6 protein-coding genes are annotated in these 20,508 nt (G+C 71.3%); 2 read left to right on the top strand and 4 right to left on the bottom strand.

Features of this window, described 5'->3' with window-relative positions:
- Window positions 1-17 precede the first annotated feature (17 nt).
- Entirely contained in the window at window positions 18-14,054 is a 14,037-nt protein-coding gene (locus ABD333_RS45270; protein WP_344549109.1) for an amino acid adenylation domain-containing protein, read from the top strand.
- A 76-nt stretch (window positions 14,055-14,130) separates the two neighbouring features.
- On the opposite strand, the gene ABD333_RS45265 is transcribed toward ABD333_RS45270, so the two are convergent.
- From ABD333_RS45265 to ABD333_RS45250, 4 genes are read right to left on the bottom strand one after another with little or no spacing between them, the layout of a single operon-like run.
- The gene (locus ABD333_RS45265; protein ID WP_344549108.1) at window positions 14,131-14,547 is read right to left on the bottom strand and encodes a hypothetical protein; all 417 of its coding nucleotides are present in this window, start codon (window positions 14,545-14,547) and stop codon (window positions 14,131-14,133) included.
- The gene (locus ABD333_RS45260) at window positions 14,544-15,755 is read right to left on the bottom strand and encodes a cytochrome P450 (protein WP_344549107.1); all 1,212 of its coding nucleotides are present in this window, start codon (window positions 15,753-15,755) and stop codon (window positions 14,544-14,546) included. The genes ABD333_RS45265 and ABD333_RS45260 overlap by 4 nt, the downstream gene beginning before the upstream one ends.
- A gap of 38 nt (window positions 15,756-15,793) precedes the next feature.
- Window positions 15,794-17,671, bottom strand: coding sequence for an ABC transporter ATP-binding protein (locus tag ABD333_RS45255; protein WP_344549111.1), 1,878 nt, complete (start codon window positions 17,669-17,671; stop codon window positions 15,794-15,796).
- A 2-nt stretch (window positions 17,672-17,673) separates the two neighbouring features.
- The gene (locus ABD333_RS45250) at window positions 17,674-18,567 is read right to left on the bottom strand and encodes an alpha/beta fold hydrolase (RefSeq protein WP_344549106.1); all 894 of its coding nucleotides are present in this window, start codon (window positions 18,565-18,567) and stop codon (window positions 17,674-17,676) included.
- A 315-nt stretch (window positions 18,568-18,882) separates the two neighbouring features.
- On the opposite strand from ABD333_RS45250, the gene ABD333_RS45245 reads away from it, so the two are divergent.
- Window positions 18,883-20,466, top strand: coding sequence for an MBL fold metallo-hydrolase (locus tag ABD333_RS45245; RefSeq protein ID WP_344549105.1), 1,584 nt, complete (start codon window positions 18,883-18,885; stop codon window positions 20,464-20,466).
- Window positions 20,467-20,508 lie beyond the last annotated feature (42 nt).

Here is a 20,508-nt window from a genome sequence, read left to right as displayed (position 1 = left end):
AGCGGCTGCCGCAGTACATGGTGCCGTCGGCGGTCGTGGTGCTGGAGGAGTTGCCGCTGACGACCAACGGGAAGCTGGACCGTGGGGCGTTGCCCGTTCCTGAGCATGTGGTGGGCACCGGTGGCGGTCGGGCGCCGGTTTCGGTGCGGGAGGAGATCCTGTGCCAGGTGTTCGCCGATGTGCTGGGTCTGCCGACGGTCGGCGTCGATGACGACTTCTTCCGCCTGGGTGGACACTCACTGATGGCCACCCGCCTGGTCAGCCGGGTGCGCACGGTCTTCGGGGTCGAGGTCCCGCTGCGGATGTTGTTCGAGATCCCGACGGTGGCGAGCCTGGCGGCGTTCCTGGCCGAGGCCGATCACGCACGGGCGCCACTGGTTCCGGTGGCTCGTCCGGAATGGATACCCCTGTCGTTCGCGCAGCGGCGGTTGTGGTTCCTCGCACAGCTTGAAGGCCCGAGCGCGACCTACAACAGCCCCGTCGTGGTGCGCCTGACCGGTGATCTCAACCGCAAGGCGCTTGAGGACGCGTTGCGCGACGTGCTGGGACGCCACGAGGTGCTGCGGACGACGTTCCCGGTCGCCGACGGCGAGCCGTACCAGCGGGTGATCGGCCTCGACGAGCTGTCATGGGAGGTGACGTCCGCCGACGTCACTGCCGAGGGACTGCCGGACGCGGTGGCCGAGGCGAGCGGGTACGCCTTCGATTTCTCGATCGAGGTGCCGGTCAGGGCATGGCTCTTCGCGGTGGGGCCGGACGAGCACGTGCTGGTGCTGGTGGTCCATCACATCGCCAGCGACGGCTGGTCGAAGGGACCGCTGGCGCGGGACGTGACGGCGGCGTACGCGGCGCGGTGTGCGGGCCGGGAGCCGGAGTGGACACCGCTGCCGGTGCAGTACGCCGACTACGCGATCTGGCAGCGGGAACTGCTGGGCGACGGCGACGACCCGGACAGCGTGCTGTCGCGTCAGGTCGAGTACTGGCGCGAGGAACTGGCGGGCGCCCCCGAGGAACTGCCCTTGCCGTTCGACCGGCCGCGTCCGGCGGTGGCCTCCCATCGCGGTCATGAAGTCGACGTGAGTGTTCCGGCCGAGGTTCATGCCCGGTTGCGTGAGGTCGCGCGTGCCGAGGGCGTGACGGTGTTCATGGTGCTGCAGGCGGCGCTCGCGGTGACCCTGTCGCGCTTCGGCGCGGGCCGCGACATCCCGATCGGTTCGGCGGTCGCGGGCCGCATGGACGAGGCTCTGGACGGGCTGGTCGGGTTCTTCGTCAACACGCTGGTGATCCGCACCGACCTGTCCGGTGACCCGACGTTCGCCGAACTGCTGGCCCGGGTGCGCGAGAAGGGACTGCGCGCCTACGAGCACCAGGACGTGCCGTTCGAGCGGCTGGTCGAGGAACTCGCCCCGATGCGTTCGCTGGGCCGCCAGCCGCTGTTCCAGGTCATCCTGACCATGCAGGACGTGGACGGCGGGCCGGCGACCGGTGCGGGCGGACCGCGTGCGGGCCGGGCGGGAGCGGCGGCGTCCGGAGTGCGGGCGAGCCGGCTGGCGGCGACGGGCGCGGCACGGGCGAAGTTCGACCTGTCGGTGCTGGTGGGCGAGCGGTTCGACGCCGACGGCGAGCCCGCGGGCATCGGCGGACTGGTCGCCGGCGCGCTCGACCTGTTCGAGCCGGCCTCGGTCGAGCGGGTGGCCGACGGCCTCGTCCGGGTCCTGTCGGCGCTGGTCGACGACCCGTCGCTTCGGGTGAACGAGATCGACGCGCTGGACGGGGCCGAGCGCCGCAAGGTGCTCGTGGAGTGGAACGACACGGCGGTGGACGTGCCCACGGTCTCGGTCCCGGAGATGTTCGCGGCGCAGGCGGCGCGCACGCCGGGCGCGGTGGCCGTGGTGGCCGGTGATGTGCGGGTGTCGTACGCGGAACTGGACGCGCGGGCGAACCGCCTGGCGCACTGGCTGCGTGGCCAGGGCGTGGGTGCGGAGTCAGTGGTGGGCGTGTGCCTGCCGCGCGGCGTCGAGATGATCACCGCGATCCTGGGCGTCTGGAAGGCCGGGGCCGCGTACGTCCCGGTCGACCCGGCGCAGCCCGCCGAGCGGATCGCGTTCGTGGTTGGCGACAGCGGCGCGGTGCTGACCTTGACCTCGGAGGAGGTTCTCGACGACCTGCCCGCCGGGCGGCACCGCTGGGTGGCCTTGGACGACCGGCTGACCCTGATGCAGTTCGGCATGCAGCCGGAGTCCGCTCCTGAGGTGAGCCTCACGCGTGGGCGGGTGGCGTACGTGATGTACACGTCGGGTTCGACGGGCCGTCCGAAGGGTGTGGCGGTCACGCACGGCGGCCTGGCCAACTATGTGGCCACCGTCCCGGAACGGGTGGGGTTCGGCACGTCCGGCGGCGACCGGTACGCGGTGTTGCAGGCCCAGGTCACCGACCTGGGCAACACCGTGGTGTTCGCGAGTCTGGTCTCGGGTGGCGAGCTGCACGTTCTGGACGAGGACACGGTCACCGACGCGGTGGCGGTGCGCACCTACCTGACCGAGCACGGCATCGACCATGTGAAGGCCGTCCCGTCGCATGTGGCGGCGTTGGGCGGTGTGGTGCCGGGCAGGTCGCTGGTGCTGGGCGGCGAGGCCGCTCCCGCCGACCTGGTGACCGGGCTGCTGGCGGCCGGTGACCAGGCGGTGTTCAACCACTACGGCCCGACCGAGGCGACGATCGGCGTGGCCACGACCCGGCTGACGCCGGAGCTGGTGGCGTCGGGATCGGTGCCGATCGGCGCGCCGGTGGCCAACACCCGGCTGTACGTCCTCGACGGCCGGCTGCAGCCGGTGCCGGTGGGCGTCGCCGGAGATCTCTACATCGCCGGTGACCAGCTGGCCCGTGGCTATGTCGGCCGGCCCGCCCTCACGGGCGAACGTTTCGTGGCGTGCCCGTACGGCACCGTGGCCGAGCGGATGTACCGCACCGGTGACCTGGCGCGCTGGACGCCTGACGGACGGCTCGTGTTCGCGGGCCGGGCCGACGAGCAGGTGAAGATCCGCGGGTTCCGGGTCGAGCCCGGCGAGATCGAGGCGACGCTGGCGGCTCATCCGCAGGTCGCCCAGGCAGCGGTCATCGCGCGTGAGGACACCCCCGGCGACCGGCGTCTCGTCGCCTACGCCGTGCCCGCCCCGGGCGCCGACGCCGCCGGTCTGGACGTCACGATCCGCGAGTTCGCCGGAGGCCGGCTGCCCGACTACATGGTGCCCTCGGCCGTGGTCGTCCTGGACGGCCTGCCGCTGGCCTCCAACGGCAAGCTCGACCGCAAGGCCCTGCCTGCCCCCGACTACGCGGCGGCGGCGAAGGGCGGGCGCGCTCCCGCGAGCGTGCAGGAGGAGGTCCTCTGCCAGGCGTTCGCGCAGGTGCTCGGCCTGGACGCCGTCGGTGTCGAGGACGACTTCTTCATGCTCGGCGGACACTCGCTGCTCGCGGTCAGGCTCGTGGAACTGCTGCGGCTGCGGGGCCTGTCGGTGTCGGTGCGGGCACTGTTCCAGACACCGACGCCCGCGGGGCTCGCGGCGGTCGCCTCCGCCGCCTTCGAGACCGTGGAGATCCCTCCGAACCGCATTCCCGAGGACGCGACCGAGCTCACCCCGGAGATGGTGACGCTGGTCGACCTGTCGGCCGAGGAGCTCCGGCGGCTGGTCGCGGCCGTCGACGGCGGCGCCGCCAACATCGCGGACGTGTACCCGCTCGCCCCCCTCCAGGAGGGCATCTTCTTCCACCACCTGATGGCGGACGGCGGCCCGGACGCCTATGTGGTGCCGCGTGTGCTGCGGTTCGACTCGCGGGAGCGGCTGGACGCCTTCCTGGCGGCACTGCAGCGGGTGATCGACCGGCACGACATCTACCGGACCGCGATCGTGTGGGAGGGCCTGCCCGAGCCGGTCCAGGTGGTGGCGCGCCGGGCGGCGCTGCCGGTGACCGAGGCCCGGCCCGCGCCCGAGGGAACGGACGTGGAGGCGCACCTGCACGCGTCGGCCGGCGGCCTGGCGATGGACCTCGGGCGGGCGCCGCTGATCGACGCGCACACCGCCCCCGAGCCGGGCACCGGCCGATGGCTCGCGCTGCTGCGCATGCACCACCTGGTCCAGGACCACACGTCCCAGGACGTGCTCCGCGGCGACCTGGGCGCGATCCTGGCGGGCCGGGAGGAGTCGCTGTCCGAGCCGCTGCCGTTCCGTGACTTCGTGGCGCAGGCCCGGCTGGGCGTGTCACGGGAGGAGCACCGGCGCTACTTCGCCGACCTGCTCGGGGACGTGGAGGAGACCACGGCCCCGTACGGGCTGATCGACGTGCACGGTGACGGCAGCGACGTCGAACGGGCGGAACTGCCCCTCGACGAGGAGGTCGGGGAGCGGGTGCGTGAGGTGGCGCGCTCGCTGGGCGTGAGCCCTGCGACGATCTTCCATCTGGCGTGGGCGCGGGTGCTGGGCACGGTGAGCGGCCGTGATGACGTGGTGTTCGGGACGGTGCTGTTCGGCCGGATGAACGCCGGTGCCGGGTCCGACCGGGTGCCGGGATTGTTCATCAACACGCTTCCGGTACGGGTACGCCTGGGCGAACATGGCGTCGGTGAGGCGCTGACCGGCATGCGGGACCAGCTCGGTGAGCTGCTGGTGCACGAGCACGCGCCGCTGGCGCTGGCGCAGCAGGCCGGAGGAGTCGCCGACGGCGGCCCCTTGTTCACCTCGATCCTCAACTACCGGCAGAACCAGTCCATCGCCGCGCTGGACCGCGGGCGAGCCCAGATCTCGGGGATCGAGGTCGTCTCCCTGCGTGAGACCACGACCTATCCGGTGGTGGCGGCGGTACTGGACAGCGGCGCCGACTTCCTGCTGGCCGTCGACGCGGTCGGCCCGGCCGACGCGGCGGGGTTGTGCCGGTTGATGCACACGTGCGTCGGCAACCTGGTGTCCGCCCTGGAGCAGGACCAGGCCTCGCGGATCGGCTCGGTCGGGGTCCTCGGCAAAGTCGAACGCGACCGGCTGCTGCGCGAATGGAACGACACGGCGGTGGAGTCCGCGGCGTCGACGCTGCCGGACCTGCTGGCGGCCCAGGTGGCGCGCACCCCGGACGCGCCCGCCGTGATCGCGGGCGGCGCCGAGGTGTCGTACGCGGACCTCGACGCGCGCGCGAACCGGCTGGCACGCCTGCTGGTGGCCGGCGGCGTCGGCCCAGACCAAGTGGTGGGCGTGGCACTGCCGCGCTCGGTGGACCTCGTCGTCGCGATCCTCGGCGTGGTGAAGGCCGGTGCCGCCTATCTGCCGGTGGGCGGTGACCTGCCCACCGGCCGCGTCGCGTTCATGCTGGACGACGCGGTCCCCGCCGCGCTGATCACCGACTCGGCCATCCGCCGAACCCTCGCCGGCGCGGTCGAAGGGCTGCCGTGCGTCGTGCTCGACGAGCCCGACACCGCGGCGCGGCTGGCCGGACTGCCCGGCCACGACCTCGCGGACACCGATCGCAACGGCCTCCTGCACAGGGACCACCCCGCGTACGTCATCTACACCTCGGGGTCGACGGGACGTCCGAAGGGCGTGGCGGTTCCGCATCGCGGCATCGTCAACCGGCTCGTGTGGACGCAGGACGAGTACGGTCTGGACGCCTCCGACCGGGTGTTGCAGAAGACACCGTCCGGCTTCGACGTGTCGGTCTGGGAGTTCTTCTGGCCCTTGATCACCGGAGCCGGCCTGGTGATGGCCGAGCCCGGCGAACACCGCGACCCCGCGTACGTGGCGCGCGTCATCCAGGAGCACCGGGTCACGACCGTGCACTTCGTGCCGTCGATGCTGGAGGCGTTCCTGGCCGAACCCGCGGCGGCGGGCTGCGCGGGCCTGCGGCGGGTGATCTGCTCGGGCGAGGCACTGCCGTCGTCCGCGGTCGAGCGCTTCTTCGAGGTGTTCGACGGCGTCGGACTCCACAACCTGTACGGGCCCACAGAGGCCTCGGTCGACGTGACGAGCGCGCGGTGCGCGCCCGGCCGGGCCGGTCAGCCGGTGCCGATCGGCCGTCCGGTGTCCAACACCCAGGTGTTCGTCCTGGACGCCCGGCTCGAACCGGTGCCGGTAGGCGTGCTGGGCGAGCTGTACCTGGCGGGAGAACAGCTGGCGCGCGGTTACACGGGACGGCCCGGCTTGACGGCGGAACGTTTCGTGGCGTGCCCGTTCGGCGGGGCGGGCGAGCGGATGTACCGCACCGGGGACCTGGTCCGCTGGACCGCGGACGGCGAGCTGGTGTTCGCGCGCCGGGCCGACGAGCAGGTGAAGATCCGCGGGTTCCGGGTGGAGCCGGGCGAGGTCGAGACGGTGCTCGCCGGCCATCCGGGGGTCGCGCGGGCCGCGGTGATCGTACGTGCGGACGCTCCGGGCGGCGCACGACTGGTCGCCTACGTCGTCGCCGAAGCCGATCAGGCCGCGGAGACGTTGCCGGCCGAGCTGCGTGACTTCGCGGCCGAGCGGCTGCCGCACTACATGGTGCCGTCGGCCGTGGTGCCGCTGGAGTCGTTGCCGCTCAACGTCAACGGCAAGCTCGACCGCCGGGCGCTGCCCGCTCCGGACCGCGCGGCCGCCGGTGCCGGCACCGGCCGGGCCCCGGTGTCGGTGCGGGAGGAGCTCCTGTGCCAGGTGTTCGCCGACGTGCTGGGCCTGCCGTCGGTCGGCGTCGAGGACGACTTCTTCGCACTCGGCGGCCATTCGCTGCTGGCGATGCGCCTGATGAGCCGGGTGCGCACGGCGCTGGGCGTCGAAGCCCCGCTCCGGGCGCTGTTCGAGGCGCCGACGGTGGAGGTGTTGGCGGCTCGGCTGGACGGGGCGGGCTCGGCGCGTTCGGCGTTGGTGCCGGTGGCGCGTCCGGCTCGTGTGCCGTTGTCGTTCGCGCAGCGGCGGTTGTGGTTCCTGGCCCAGCTGGAGGGTCCGAGCGCGACCTACAACAGCCCGGTCGTGGTGCGGTTGACCGGCGACCTGGACCGAGGAGCCCTCGAAGCCGCGCTGCGGGACGTGCTGGAGCGGCATGAGGTGCTGCGGACGGTCTTCCCGGTCGCCGACGGCGAGCCATACCAGCGAATCCTCACGGTGGAGGAGACCGGGTTCGGGCTTCCGCTGACGAACGTGACCGCCGAGGCACTGCCGGGAGCGGTGGCCGAGGCGAGCGGGTACGCCTTCGACTTCGCGGTCGAGGTGCCGTTCAAGGCGTGGCTCTTCGCGGTGGGGCCGGACGAGCACGTGCTGGTGCTGGTGGTCCATCACATCGCCAGCGACGGCTGGTCGATGGCACCGCTGAGGCGGGACGTGACGGCGGCCTACGCGGCACGTTGCGAAGGCGAGGCGCCGGAGTGGACGCCCTTGCCGGTCCAGTACGCCGACTACGCGATCTGGCAGCGGAAGCTGCTGGGCGACGGCGACGATCCGGACAGCGTGCTGTCGCGCCAGGTGGCGTACTGGCGCGATGAGCTGGCGGGGGCGCCGGAGGAACTGGCGCTGCCGTTCGACCGGCCGCGTCCTGCCGTGGCCTCCCATCGGGCTCACGAGATCGACGTGAACCTCCCACCCGAGCTCCACGAGCGGCTCCGGGAGACGGCACGTGCCGAAGGCGTGACGGTGTTCATGCTCCTCCAGGCCGGACTGGCGACCTTGCTGTCGCGGCTGGGAGCGGGCACGGACGTGCCGATCGGCTCCGCGGTGGCGGGCCGCGTGGACGAGACCCTCGACGAGCTGGTCGGCTGCTTCGTCAACACACTGGTGATCCGAAGCGACCTGTCCGGTGACCCGACGTTCGCCGAACTGCTGGGCCGCGTCCGCGAGAAGGGGCTGCGCGCCTACGACCACCAGGACGTGCCGTTCGAACGGCTGGTGGAGGAGCTGGCCCCGCCCCGTTCGCTGGGCCGCCAGCCACTGTTCCAGGTCATCTTGACCATGCAGGACGCCGCGGCGGCGGGCGGCGGCACTGGAGCCGGAGCGGCCGCGTCCGGAGTACGGGCCAGCAGGCTGGCGATGGGCACGACGCGAGCCAAGTTCGACCTGTCGGTGCTGGTGGGGGAGCGGTTCGACGCCGACGGCGCGCCCGCGGGCATCGGCGGCGTGATCGCCGGCGCGGTCGATCTGTTCGACGACTCCACGGTACGGCGACTCGCCGCCGCCTTCGTCCGGATGCTGTCGGCGCTGGTCGACGATCCCTCGGTGCGGGTGAGCGCGGTGAACGTGCTGGACCCGGCCGAGCGGCAGCGCATCTTGGTGGAGTGGAACGACACCGCGATCGAGGTGCCGCCGGTAGCGGTGCCGGAGCTGTTCGAGGCACAGGCGGCGCGGACCCCGGATGCGGTGGCTGTGGTGGCCGGTGATGTGCGCGTGTCTTACGCGGAGCTGGATGCGCGGGCCAATCGGCTCGCTCACTGGTTGCGGGGTCAGGGTGTGGGTTCTGAGTCGGTGGTGGGCGTGTGCCTGCCGCGTGGCGTGGAGATGGTCACCGCGATCTTGGGTGTGTGGAAGGCGGGGGCGGCATATGTCCCGGTCGATCCGGAGCAGCCCGCTGAGCGGATTGTGTTCGTCCTGGCCGACAGCGCCGCGATCCTCACGCTGACCTCTGAGGAAGTCCTCGAAGATCTTCCGGTGGGGCGTCATCGCTTGGTGGCGTTGGACGATCGGCTGACGGCGATGCAGCTTCAAGCGCAGCCGCAAAGCCCCCCTGAGACGGATCTCGCGCCGGATCAGGTCGCGTATGTGATCTACACGTCCGGTTCGACGGGTCGTCCCAAGGGTGTCGCTGTCACGCACCGGGGTCTGGCCAATTATGTGGCCACGGTTCCGGAGCGGGTGGGGTTCGGCGCGTCGGGTGGCCGGTATGCGGTGTTGCAGGCGCAGGTCACCGACCTGGGCAACACGGTGGTGTTCGCCAGCCTGGTAGCGGGCGGTGAACTGCATGTCCTGGGCGAGGAGATGGTCACCGACGCGGTCGCGGTGCGGTCGTATCTGGTCGAGCACGCCATCGATTATGTGAAGGCCGTGCCGTCGCACGTAGCCGCCCTAGGTGGCGTCGTGGCGGGCCGGTCGCTGGTGCTGGGCGGTGAGGCCGCGTCAGCCGAACTGGTGACCGGGCTGCTTGGTGTGGGCGGGCAGGAGGTGTTCAACCACTACGGGCCGACCGAGGCGACGATTGGTGTGGCCACGACGCGGTTGACGCCGGAGTTGGTGGCTGCGGGGTCGGTGCCGATCGGTGCGCCGGTCGCTAATACCCGGCTGTATGTGCTGGACGATCGGTTGCAGCCGGTCGCTGTCGGTGTGGCCGGTGAGCTGTATGTCGCTGGTGAGCAGTTGGCGCGCGGCTATGTCGGCCGGGCGGGGTTGACGGCTGAACGGTTCGTGGCCTGCCCGTATGGGTCTTCGGGTGAGCGGATGTATCGCACCGGGGATCTGGTTCGGTGGACTGCTGACGGCCGGCTGGCGTTCCTTGGCCGGGCTGACGACCAGGTGAAGATCCGCGGGTTTCGCGTCGAGCCCGGCGAGGTCGAGACGGTGCTTGCCGCGCATCCGCGTGTTGAGCGAGCCGTGGTGGTCGTCCGTGAGGACGTCCCCGGTGACAAGCGGCTGGTCGCTTATGCGGTTGCCGTCGATGATGATCCGGAGGGGCTGGAGGTCGCGGTCCGGGGCTTCGCCGAAAGTCGGTTGCCTGATCACATGGTGCCCTCGGCCGTGGTCGTCCTGGAAGGTCTGCCGCTGGCCTCCAACGGCAAGCTCGACCGCAAGGCGCTGCCCGCTCCCGACTATGCCGCGGCGGCCAAGGGCGGCCGTGCCCCGGCAAGCGTGCAGGAGGAGATCCTGTGCCACGCGTTCGCCGAGGTGCTGGGCCTGGAGGACGTCGGGGTCGATGACGACTTCTTCATGCTCGGCGGCCACTCATTGCTGGCCGTCCGGCTGGTTGAGTTGCTGCGCCGCCGTGGTGTGGGGGTGTCGGTGCGGGCGCTGTTCCAGACTCCGACCCCCGCTGGTCTCGCGGTGGCGGCGGGTCCGGTGGAGGTCGTCGTGCCGCCCAACCGCATCCCGGCCGACGCGGTAGAGATCACTTCGGAGATGCTGACTCTGGTCGACCTCTCTCGGGAGGAGATCGAGCGTCTGGTGGCGGCCGTTGACGGCGGCGCCGCCAACATCTCGGACGTGTACCCGCTCGCTCCGCTCCAGGAAGGCATCTTCTTCCACCATCTGCTGCAGGCCGGCAGTGACGCGGACGTGTACCACCGGCCGCGGGTCGTCGGATTCGAGTCACGGGAACGCCTGGACGCCTTCCTGGCGGCCCTGCAACGGCTGGTCGACCGCCACGACGTCTACCGCACTGCGATCGTGTGGGAAGGGCTTCCCGAGCCGGTCCAGGTCGTGACCCGGCGGGCGACGCTGCCGGTGACAGAGGTCGAGCCGGTCACCGACGGATCAGACGCGGTGGAACGCCTGCTGGCCATCGGCTCGTCCGGGATGGACCCGGGCCGCGCGCCCCTGCTGGACGTGCACACGGTCGCCGAGCCCGGGACCGGCCGGTGGCTGGCGCTGCTGCGCATCCACCACCTCGTTCACGATCACACCACCCAGGACGTCATGCTCGACGAACTGGCGGCGATCCTGGACGGCCGGGAGGCGTCGCTGCCCGAGCCGCTGCCGTTCCGCGACTTCGTGGCGCAGGCACGCCTCGGGGTGACCGGCGAGGAGCACGAACGGTACTTCGCCGACCTGCTCGGCGACGTGGACGAGACCACCGCGCCCTACGGCCTCCTGGACGTCCACGGCGACGGCAGCGGTGTGACGCGGGCACGCCGGCCCGTCGACGAGGACCTCGCACGGCAGGTACGGGACGTGGCGCGGGCCCGGGGAGTGAGCCCGGCCACGGTCTTCCACCTGGCGTGGGCGTCGGTCCTGGCCACGGTGAGCGGTCGTGACGACGTCGTGTTCGGGACGGTGCTGTTCGGGCGCATGAACGCCGGGGCGGGCGCCGACCGCGTGCCGGGCCTGTTCATGAACACCCTGCCCGTACGCGTGCGCGTCGGCGTGAACGGTGTCGGGACGGCGCTGGACGATCTGCGGCACCAGCTGGCGGAACTGCTCGTCCACGAGCACGCGCCGCTCGCTCTCGCGCAGCAGGCCAGCGGCGTCCCCGGCGGCAGCCCCCTGTTCACCTCGATCCTGAACTACCGGCACATCCAGCGCGCGGACGCGGGTCCCGCGCGGGAGACCGGCGCCGGGCTCCAGGGCGTCAGGATGGTGTTCAGCCGCGAGGCCACCAACTATCCGGTGGCCGTCCTGGTCGAAGACACGGGGACGGAGTTCGCGTTCATCGTGGACGCGGTGCCGTCGGTCGACGGAGCGGCGCTGTGCCTCATGCTGCACACCTGCCTCGGCAACCTGGTGACCGCCCTGGAGGGCGAGCCGGAACGCCGGCTGGGGGCGGTCGAGAGTCTCGGCGAGGCTGAGCGTCAACGCCTTGTGCGGGACTGGAACGACACCGCCGTCCGGGTGCCATCGCAGTCTGTGCCTGAGCTGTTCGAGGCACAGGTGGCGAGGACTCCGGATGCCGTGGCGGTGTCGGCGGTCGGTGTCGAGGCGTCCTACGCCGAGCTGAACACGCGCGCGAACCGGCTGGCCCGGTACCTGCTCGCCCATGGCGCGGGACCGGAGACCGTATTCGCGGTCGCGATGGAGCGTGGCGTCGATCTGATCGTCGCCCTGCTCGGCGTGCTGAAGGCGGGCAGCGCCTATCTCCCGCTCGACGCCGAACACCCGGGCGAACGCATCGCGTACATGCTGCGGGACGCGAACGTGCGGGCCGTTATCACCACGACGGACTGGGAGGGGTCGCTGCCGAACGACGCCGAACGGGTGCTGATGGACGACCAGGAGACCGTCCGGGCGCTGGAAGGCCTGGAAACTGAGCACGGGAGCGGCGCCGTACCCGCGCTGGCTTCTGCTGCATATGTGATCTACACGTCGGGGTCGACGGGCCAGCCGAAGGGCGTGCTCGTCTCGCATGCGGGTGTGGCGAGCATGGTGGCTGGTCACGTCCAGGATCTCGGTGTCGGTCCGGGCTCACGCGTGGGCCAGTTCGCGTCGGCGGCGTTCGACACGTTCGGGTGGGAGTGGATGATGGCGCTCCTGACCGGTGCCGCGCTGGTGGTCATTCCGCGTGATCAGCGTCTGGGGGGTGCGTTGCCCGCCCTGCTGGCACGGGAGCACGTCACCCATGTGACGTTGCCGCCGGCTGTTCTGGCGACGTTGGAGGAGGGCTCGATCAGCCCAGATGTCGTGCTCGTCGTGGCCGGTGAGGCCTCCTCGGCGGAGGTGTTGGGGCGGTGGGCGCCGGGTCGGCGGATGTTCAACTCCTATGGCCCTGCCGAGACAACCGTGGACGCCACGTTGTGGCGGTGTGATCCCGCCGCCGGTGAGGTCGCGATCGGCCGACCAGTGGCCAACACGCGGGTCTTCGTACTCGACGACCGGCTGCAGCCAGTTCCCGTCGGTGTGATCGGTGAGCTGTACGTGTCGGGTCTCGGCCTGGCGCGTGGGTATGCCGGAAGGCCGGGGCTGACAGGAGAACGGTTCGTGCCGTGCCCGTTCGGTGAGTCCGGCGAGCGGATGTACCGCACGGGCGATCTCGTCCGCTGGACTACCGATGGGCACCTCGTCTTCGCCGGGCGCGCCGACCAGCAGGTGAAGATCCGGGGCCAGCGGATCGAGCCCGGCGAGATCGAAAGCGTGCTGGCCGCCCACCCCGGAGTGGCACAGGTCGCGGTGATCGCGCGTGAGGACGCTCCTGGCGACAAACGTCTGGTCGCCTACGCCGTACCGGCCTGGCCGGACCAGAACGGCCAGGAGCTGCCGGAGGTGCTGCGAGAGCTGGCCGCTCGTCGCCTGCCGGGATACATGGTCCCCTCGGCGGTCGTCGTCCTGGAGGAGCTCCCGCTCACCACCAACGGGAAACTGAACCGCCAGGCGCTGCCCGCCCCCGAGTACGCGGCGCGCCCCGGCTCGCCGGAGCGCGGGGGATCGGCCAGCGCCCTGGAGCAGACGGTATGCGAGGCGTTCGCCGAGACGCTGAACGTGCCCGCCATCGGGCTGGACGACGATTTCTTCACCCGGGGCGGCCACTCGCTGCTGGCGATCTCGCTGGTGGAGCGGCTGCAGGCCAAGGGCATCACGGTGTCGCTCCGGGAGCTGATCACCAATCCGACCCCGGCGCGGCTGATCGGGACGCTCGGCCTGTCGTCCGTGCGTGACGCGCTCGACGGTGTCCTGCACATCCGGTCGGGCGGGACGGACGCGCCGTTCTTCTTCGTGCATCCGGCGGGCGGGCTGAGCTGGTGCTACCTGCCGTTCGCCCGGCACCTGCCGGAGGGCCATCCGCTGTACGGCCTGCAGGCGGACGGGCTGGACGGCACCGGGGACCTGGCGGGTTCCGTGGACACGATGGCGGCCGCGTACGTGGAACGGATCCGTGCGCTGCACGCGTCCGGGCCCTACCACGTCGTCGGGTTCTCCTTCGGCGGAGCCCCGGCGCACGAGATCGCGATCCGGTTGGCGGACGCGGGCGAGGAGGTCTCGTTGATCATCATGGACTCCTACCCGCCGGAGCAGGGCGGCGTCGCCCCGGCCGTCCCGCGCGACGAGGCCGTCTCCTCCGCGACCGAGGAGGACGTGGCGCACCTGGCGCAGCGCATCCGCGACGAGGTGGGCGACATGCTGGGCGGCCTGTCCGATGACGAGGTCACCCGGCTGGCGCGCGTGTTCCACAACAACGTGACGCTGAAGGCCGCGCATGAGCACGGCAGGTTCGGCGGTGACACGCTGGTCCTGGCCGCCGCCGAGGGCAAGCCCGACGGCTTCTCGGCGGACGCGCGGTGGCGTCCCCACCTCGCCCGCCCGGCCGACCTCGTTCAGCTGCCGTGCGGGCACTCGGACCTGATCCGGCCCGACATGATCGCGCTGGCGTCGGAGGCCATCGTCCGGTGGTTCCACGCCCGGCGGGACGGGCGTGGCTGAACCCGCCGGCGGCCCCGCGGCGGACACGCCGATGCCCGGTCACCGTGGTGGTGACCGGGCATGCGGGCCGGTGGGCTCAGGCCCAGTAGGTGCCCAGTACCGCCTTCGTCAGCGGGGCCGTGGGCTTGACCACCTCGTTGATCTGCACCTTCGCTGGACCGCTGAAGTGCGGGCACGCCATGGTCGTGAAGGTCTCCGGCCACGGCTTCGCCGCGTAGAGATACCAGGTGACGCAGCCGCCGTCCGGCCCGGAGAACGCGCCGTCCCCGGGCAGCAGGTCCTCGACCCAGCCGACGGCGCGGTAGGTGCCGTCGCCCTGCGGGCAGACGGAGATCTCGCCGCGGCCGAAGGCATGGGCCTCGCTCGCGGTGAGGCAGTCCGCCCGTACGGACGGCGCGGCCTGAGAGGGCGCGGCCTGGGACGGCGCTGCGGTGACGGGTAACAGCGCGCAGCCGACGGCGATCGTGGCCGCGGCGCGGACAACGGACTTCATGGGGATTCCTTTCGTCCCTGGGGGCCGAAGGCCACGGGCAGTCGCTCGGGGCCGTTGACGACGATCGAGTCCAGGAGCTTCGGCTGACCGTCGAGGGTGAGGTGCGGGGACCTGGTGAGCAGCTCGCGGTACAGCAGGCGCAGCTCGACGCGCGCCAGCATGCTGCCGAGGCAGAAGTGCTCACCGAACCCGAGCGCGAGATGGCGGTTCGGTTTGCGGGCGATGTCGAAACGGTCGGGTTCGTCGAACACCGACTCGTCGCGGTTGGCCGAGGGCAGCCAGAACACGACCTTGTCGCCGGCCGCGATCCGGCGGTCGTGCAGCGTGACCGGCCGGGTGGCGGTGCGCATGATGTGGGTGGCGGTGGAGGTCCAGCGCAGCACCTCCTCGACGGCGGAGTTCAGCAGCGAGGGGTCCTCGACCAGGGCCCGCCACTGGTCCGGGTGCTCCAGGAACGCCAGCATCCCGCCCGCCGCCGCGATCCGCGTGTTCTCCGTGCCGCCGACGAACAGGTTGTCGCAGTTCAGGATGACGTCCTGCGGGTCGAGCCGGGCGCCGTCGACCTCCGCGGTCGCCAGCACGCTCACCAGGTCGTCGCCGGGGTCGGCGGCCCTGGCCTCGCGCAGCTTGTCGAAGTAGCCGAGGATCTCCAGATGGGCGATCCGGCGGGTGAGCGCGTCGTCGGCCGCGAACGCCTGGCTGGTGAGCGTGTACATGTACTCCCAGTCCGACTCCGGGATGCCCATCATCCGGCAGATGACGTAGAGCGGGACGCGGGCGGCGATGTCGGTGACGAAGTCGCAGCTCCCGGCCTCCAGCGCCCGCTCCACGACGTTCTGCGCGATGTCGGCCATGTCGTTCTCCAGCGCGCGGACCGCGCGGACCGCGAACCATTCGTTGACCAGGCCGCGCAGCTGCCGGTGGCGGGGCGGGTCGGTCAGGGCCAGCGTCCGGCCCCCGCCGGGATCGGCGCCGTGTTCGTCCGGCCGCAGCAGGATGCCGTGGGCCGAGCTGAACGTCTCGTGATCGTTGTACGCCTCGCGGATGTCGTCGTAGCGCGTCAGGGCCCAGAAGCCGGGGAGCTCGGTGGGGGGATGCCGGTGAACCGGGTCGTTGGCGCGCAGCCACTTCCACTGGGTGAACGGATCGCCGTGCGAATACAGCCCGGGCTGCACCAGGTTGATGGGTGGCGCACTTGTGGTGTTCATGAGTCGCTGCTCCAAACTGGCGGGCCGGGTGGCCCGGCCTAGCGCTGGTGGGCGAACTGGCTGCGGTAAAGGTCGGCGTACAGGCCGCCGGCGGCGAGCAGCTTGTCGTGGGTGCCGCTCTCCCGGATGCGCCCCGCCTCGACGACGAGGATCTGGTCCGCCTCGCGGATGGTGGAGAGCCGGTGCGCGATGACCAGGGAGGTGCGGCCGGCCAGCGCGGTCTTGAGGGCCCGCTGGATCGCGGCCTCCGACTCGGAGTCCAGGTGGGCGGTGGCCTCGTCGAGCACGACGATGGGCGGTGCCTTGAGCAGCAGCCTGGCCAGGGCGATGCGCTGCTTCTCGCCGCCGGAGAACCGGTGGCCGCGCTCGCCGACGACGGTGTCCAGCCCTTCGGGGAGCGCTCTGATGGTGTCCCAGATCAGCGCGGCCTCGCACGCTTCGACCAGCTCCCGTTCGCCGGCCCCGGGCCGCGCGTACGCCAGGTTGGCGCGGACCGTCTCGTGGAACAGGTGCGCGTCCTGGGTCACCACGCCGATGTCGTCGCGCAGCGACGCGAGGGTCAGGTCGCGGACGTCGTGACCGCCGACGCGAACCGTGCCCGAGGCCGGGTCGTACAGGCGGGGCACCAGCTGGGTGATGGTGGTCTTGCCCGCGCCGGAAGGGCCGACCAGGGCGGTGAGCCTCCCCGCGGGGGCGTGGAAGCTCAGGTCGTGCAGGACCGGCCTGTCGCCCGTCGTCCGCTCGGCCTCCTGCACCGCGGCCGACTCCAGGGACGCCAGCGACACCTCGGCCGAGGTCGGATACCGGAACGACACGTTCTCGAACTCGATGTCGGGCACGGTCGTCGTCGCGTCCAGCGCGCGGGCGCCCGGCCGTTCCGCGATGAGCGGGCGCAGGTCGAGCACCTCGAAGACGCGGTCGAAGCTCACCAGGGCGACCATGGCCGACGACTGCATGGCCGACAGCTGGTTGATGGGCCCGTACACCCGCAGCAGCAGCGCCACCATCGCCACCAGGGTCCCGAACTGGAGGCTCCCGTCGACGGCGAGGCCTCCGCCCAGGCCGTAGACCAGCGCCGTCGTGAACGCGGTGAGCACCATGACCACGATCTGGAGCATGCGGTTCCACACGACCACCTGGGCGGACACGTCACGGACCTGCGCGGCCCGGCTCGTGAACAGGCTCCGCTCCTCCGGCGCGCGGCCGTAGAGCTTGGCCAGCGTCGCGCCGGAGACGTTGAACCGCTCGGTCATCATGGAGCTCAGTTCGGCGTCGTGCTCCATCATCGTGCGGTTGAGCCGCTGCAGCCGGCGTCCGATCAGCCGGGCGGGGATGAGGAAGACCGGCACCATGACCAGCGCGGCCACGGTGATCTGCCAGGACAGGTACAGCATCGCGCCGAGCACCAGGACCAGCGTCAGGACCGCGGAGACGGCCTGCGTCAGCAGCGACGTCACGGCCTGCCGGGCGCCCATGACGTCGGTGTTGAGCCGGCTGACCAGCTTGCCGGTCTGCGCCCGGGTGAAGAACGCCAGCGGCTGCCGCTGCACGTGGGTGAACACCTCGGTGCGCAGCTCGTAGACGAGCCCTTCGCCGACCCGGCCCGAGCACCGGTTCTGCACGTAGAGCGCGACGGCGTCCACCAGCGCGAGCCCCGCCAGGCCGAGGCTCAGCCCGACCACCACGCCGAGGTTCTTGGGCAGGATGCCGTGATCGATGATCAGCTTGAGGAACAGCGGGTTGGCGGCGGCGATGCAGGCGCTCACGACGGTGGCCGCCAGCAGCACCGCGATCTGCCGGCGGTACGGCCGCGCGTACGGCACGATCCGCCGGACCGTGCCGCGCCGGACCTGCCGGCCCTTCGTCGCGTCCCGCGACCCGGTCTTGAGCGAGTTCACGGGCGGCTGCCCCAACATGGTCACGGAAACCTGCCTCGCTCTCTGTCTGACGTGTCCGGCCTGCCCGGACGGCGGTCGGGACGCGCCCCGGACCCGGCGGCGGGGACGCGGCCGGCCGTCTTGTGGAGGAACTCGACGATGGCCGTGTTGACGGCTTCGGGACGTTCCAGGTGGCCGAGGTGACCGGCCGCGGCGATCTCCACGAGATCGCAACCGGGAATGGCGTCCGCCACCTCCGCCACCAGGTGCGGCGGGCAGATGCGGTCGTCGGCGAAAGCGACGGCGCGGCACGGCGCCGCGACGCCGCGCAGGGCCGGACGCCGGTCGCCGAGCGCCTCCACCGCCGCGAGCTGGCCGGTGGCGTGGCCGCCGCCGGAGAGCTCGAACAGCTCCAGCCAGGTCGAGACGGTGTGGTCGTCGTTCAACGTCGCGGGGGAGAGCATTTCGAGGACCGTCCTGACGGCCAGGTAGCGCGACGGCAGCCGGACGCCGCTGTCGCGCAGCTCCCGGTCGGCCTCCGACTGGGCGCGCCGCAGGGCGTCGGCCCGCGCCCTGGTCGCCAGCAGCACCGCCGACCGCACCAGCTCCGGCCGGGCGAGGGCGAGCTCCTGCGCGATCATCGAGCCCATCGAGGCGCCGACGAGATGGCACGGGCCGATGCCCAGCGCCTCGATCAGCCCCGCGGTGTCGTCGACCAGCTCGGTCAGGGCATAGTCGCCCGGCGGCGCGTCCGAGGGCGCCACGCCGCGGTTGTCGAACGTGACGGTCTCGAAGCCCGCCTGGTTCAGCGCGGGTGTCTGGTGCAGGGTCCAGGCCCGCCCGGCGGCGGACGAGCCCATGATCATGAGAACGGGCTCGCCGTGGCCGGAGCGCTGGTACGAGAGCCGGATGCCGTTGGTTTCGACGAAAGGCATGAACCGCTTGTCTTTTCCCGTCGGGGACGCTGAACTCTGAGCGGTACCAATACCAGCACGAGCGGTCCGCGGGCTCCCGGTGTTCAACCCTTTCGGGTGGCGGCTTCGGGTAGCGGCCAACTGCCGCACCGGCACAGTTGAACATCGCTGTGGGACCGGGAAACCGCGGAGTATGGTTCGAGCGCCTGCCTCAGGATGATCCTGCCGGGGCGGGGACCCGTCCCGGTCACGGGAATTGCCCAACTTCGCCGTTCAGACACTCCGTTCTGAACACGGCCGCTCCTTTCTCTTCCTTTCTCTGGAGGTAGTCGCCCGATGGCCGATGAGCAGTTGTTCCTCAAGTCGAAGGTCATTGTCGAGCCGCTGCAGGACAGGTTCTTCACCTGGCCGCACACGCTGGCGCCGATCCAGTCGGCGATGAACCTCGCCTTCCTCCAGGTGCCGCTTCTGGAGTCCTACCTGCAGTCGCCCCAGGTCCACGTCGCGGCCAGCAACAACCCCGAGCTGCGCGGCGGCTACTTCATCAACATCGCCGAGGAGCGCGCCGGCGAGGTCCGCGACCTGCTCGACGGCATCAAGCGCGACCGGGCCCACATCCTGCGGTTCGCCGAGGCCATCGCCGCCGGCCAGGAGCTGCTGCGCGCCAACGCGACCGGCTTCGACCTGACCCCGCTCTACCCGCAGCTGCCGCCGGAGCTCGGCGGCCTGGTCGAGCTGGCCTACGACACCGACAACCAGGCGCAACTGCGTTTCATGGAGCCGCTCGTCTACACCAGCGACTACTACCAGGAGTCGCGCCAGTCGGTGCAGCTGTCGTTCGAGACCGGGATCGAGCGCCCGTTCATCCTGAGCACACCGCGGCTTCCCTCGCCGGACGTCCTGGAGCTCGGCATCCCGTTCCGGCACCCCGGCCTGGAGGAGCTGTTCAAGGCCCGGGTGCGCCCGACCACGCTGGCCCACCTGCGCGAGGCGCTGGGGCTGGACGACGCGCAGGCACGGCAGCTGTCGGGCATGCTCAGCGACCGGCCGAGCCTCGCCCCGGACCGGCACATCGACGCGGGCGGGCGCATCCGCTACTTCGGGCACGCCTGCCTGGTCCTGCAGACGCCCGAGGCGTCCGTCGTGACCGACCCGTTCATCAGCGCGGACAGCTCGGCCGGCGACCGCTACACCCTGGACGACCTCCCGGACCACATCGACCTGGTCCTGATCACCCACGGGCACCAGGATCACATCGTCCTGGAGACCCTGCTGCAGCTGCGCGGCCGGGTCGGGTCCGTGGTGGTGCCGCGCTCGTCGCGCGGCAACCTGTCCGACCCGTCCATGGCCCTCATGCTGCGCCACCAGGGTTTCCCCGTCATCGAGGTGGACGACTTCGACGAGGTCGACCTTCCCGGCGGCAAGGTCACCGCGACGCCGTTCCTGGGCGAGCACTGCGACCTGGACATCCGCGCCAAGTCGACCTACTGGGTCGAGCTGGCCGGCAAGAAGGTCTTCGTCGGCGCCGACTCCTCCGGCATCGCCCCGCTGCTCTACCGCTACATCAAGGGGCACCTCGGCACCGCCGACATCGCCTTCCTCGGCATGGAGTGCGACGGCGCGCCGCTCACCTGGCTCTACCAGGCGCTGCTGACCGTGCCGGTCACCAAGAAGATGAGCGACTCGCGCAAGCTGTCGGGCTCCAACGCCGAGCAGGCCGCCGCCATCATGACCGAACTCGGGGCCAAGGAGGCGTACGTGTACGCCATGGGCGAGGAGCCATGGCTCGGCCACGTCATGGCCACGACCTACAACGAGGACACCTACCAGCTCAAGCAGATCGACGAGTTCATGACCTGGTGCAAGGACCGGAGCATCCCGGCCGGTCACCTCTACGGCCAGCAGGAGTGGCGCTGGTAGAGGCGCGGGCGCGGCAACGGCAAACGGCAAACGGACGATGAG

This window comes from Actinomadura fulvescens (assembly GCF_039533225.1).
In the GTDB taxonomy this organism is placed as follows: domain Bacteria; phylum Actinomycetota; class Actinomycetes; order Streptosporangiales; family Streptosporangiaceae; genus Spirillospora; species Spirillospora fulvescens.
Note: the sequence above shows the minus strand (reverse complement) of the source record. Positions and strands in the feature narration are given on the sequence as shown.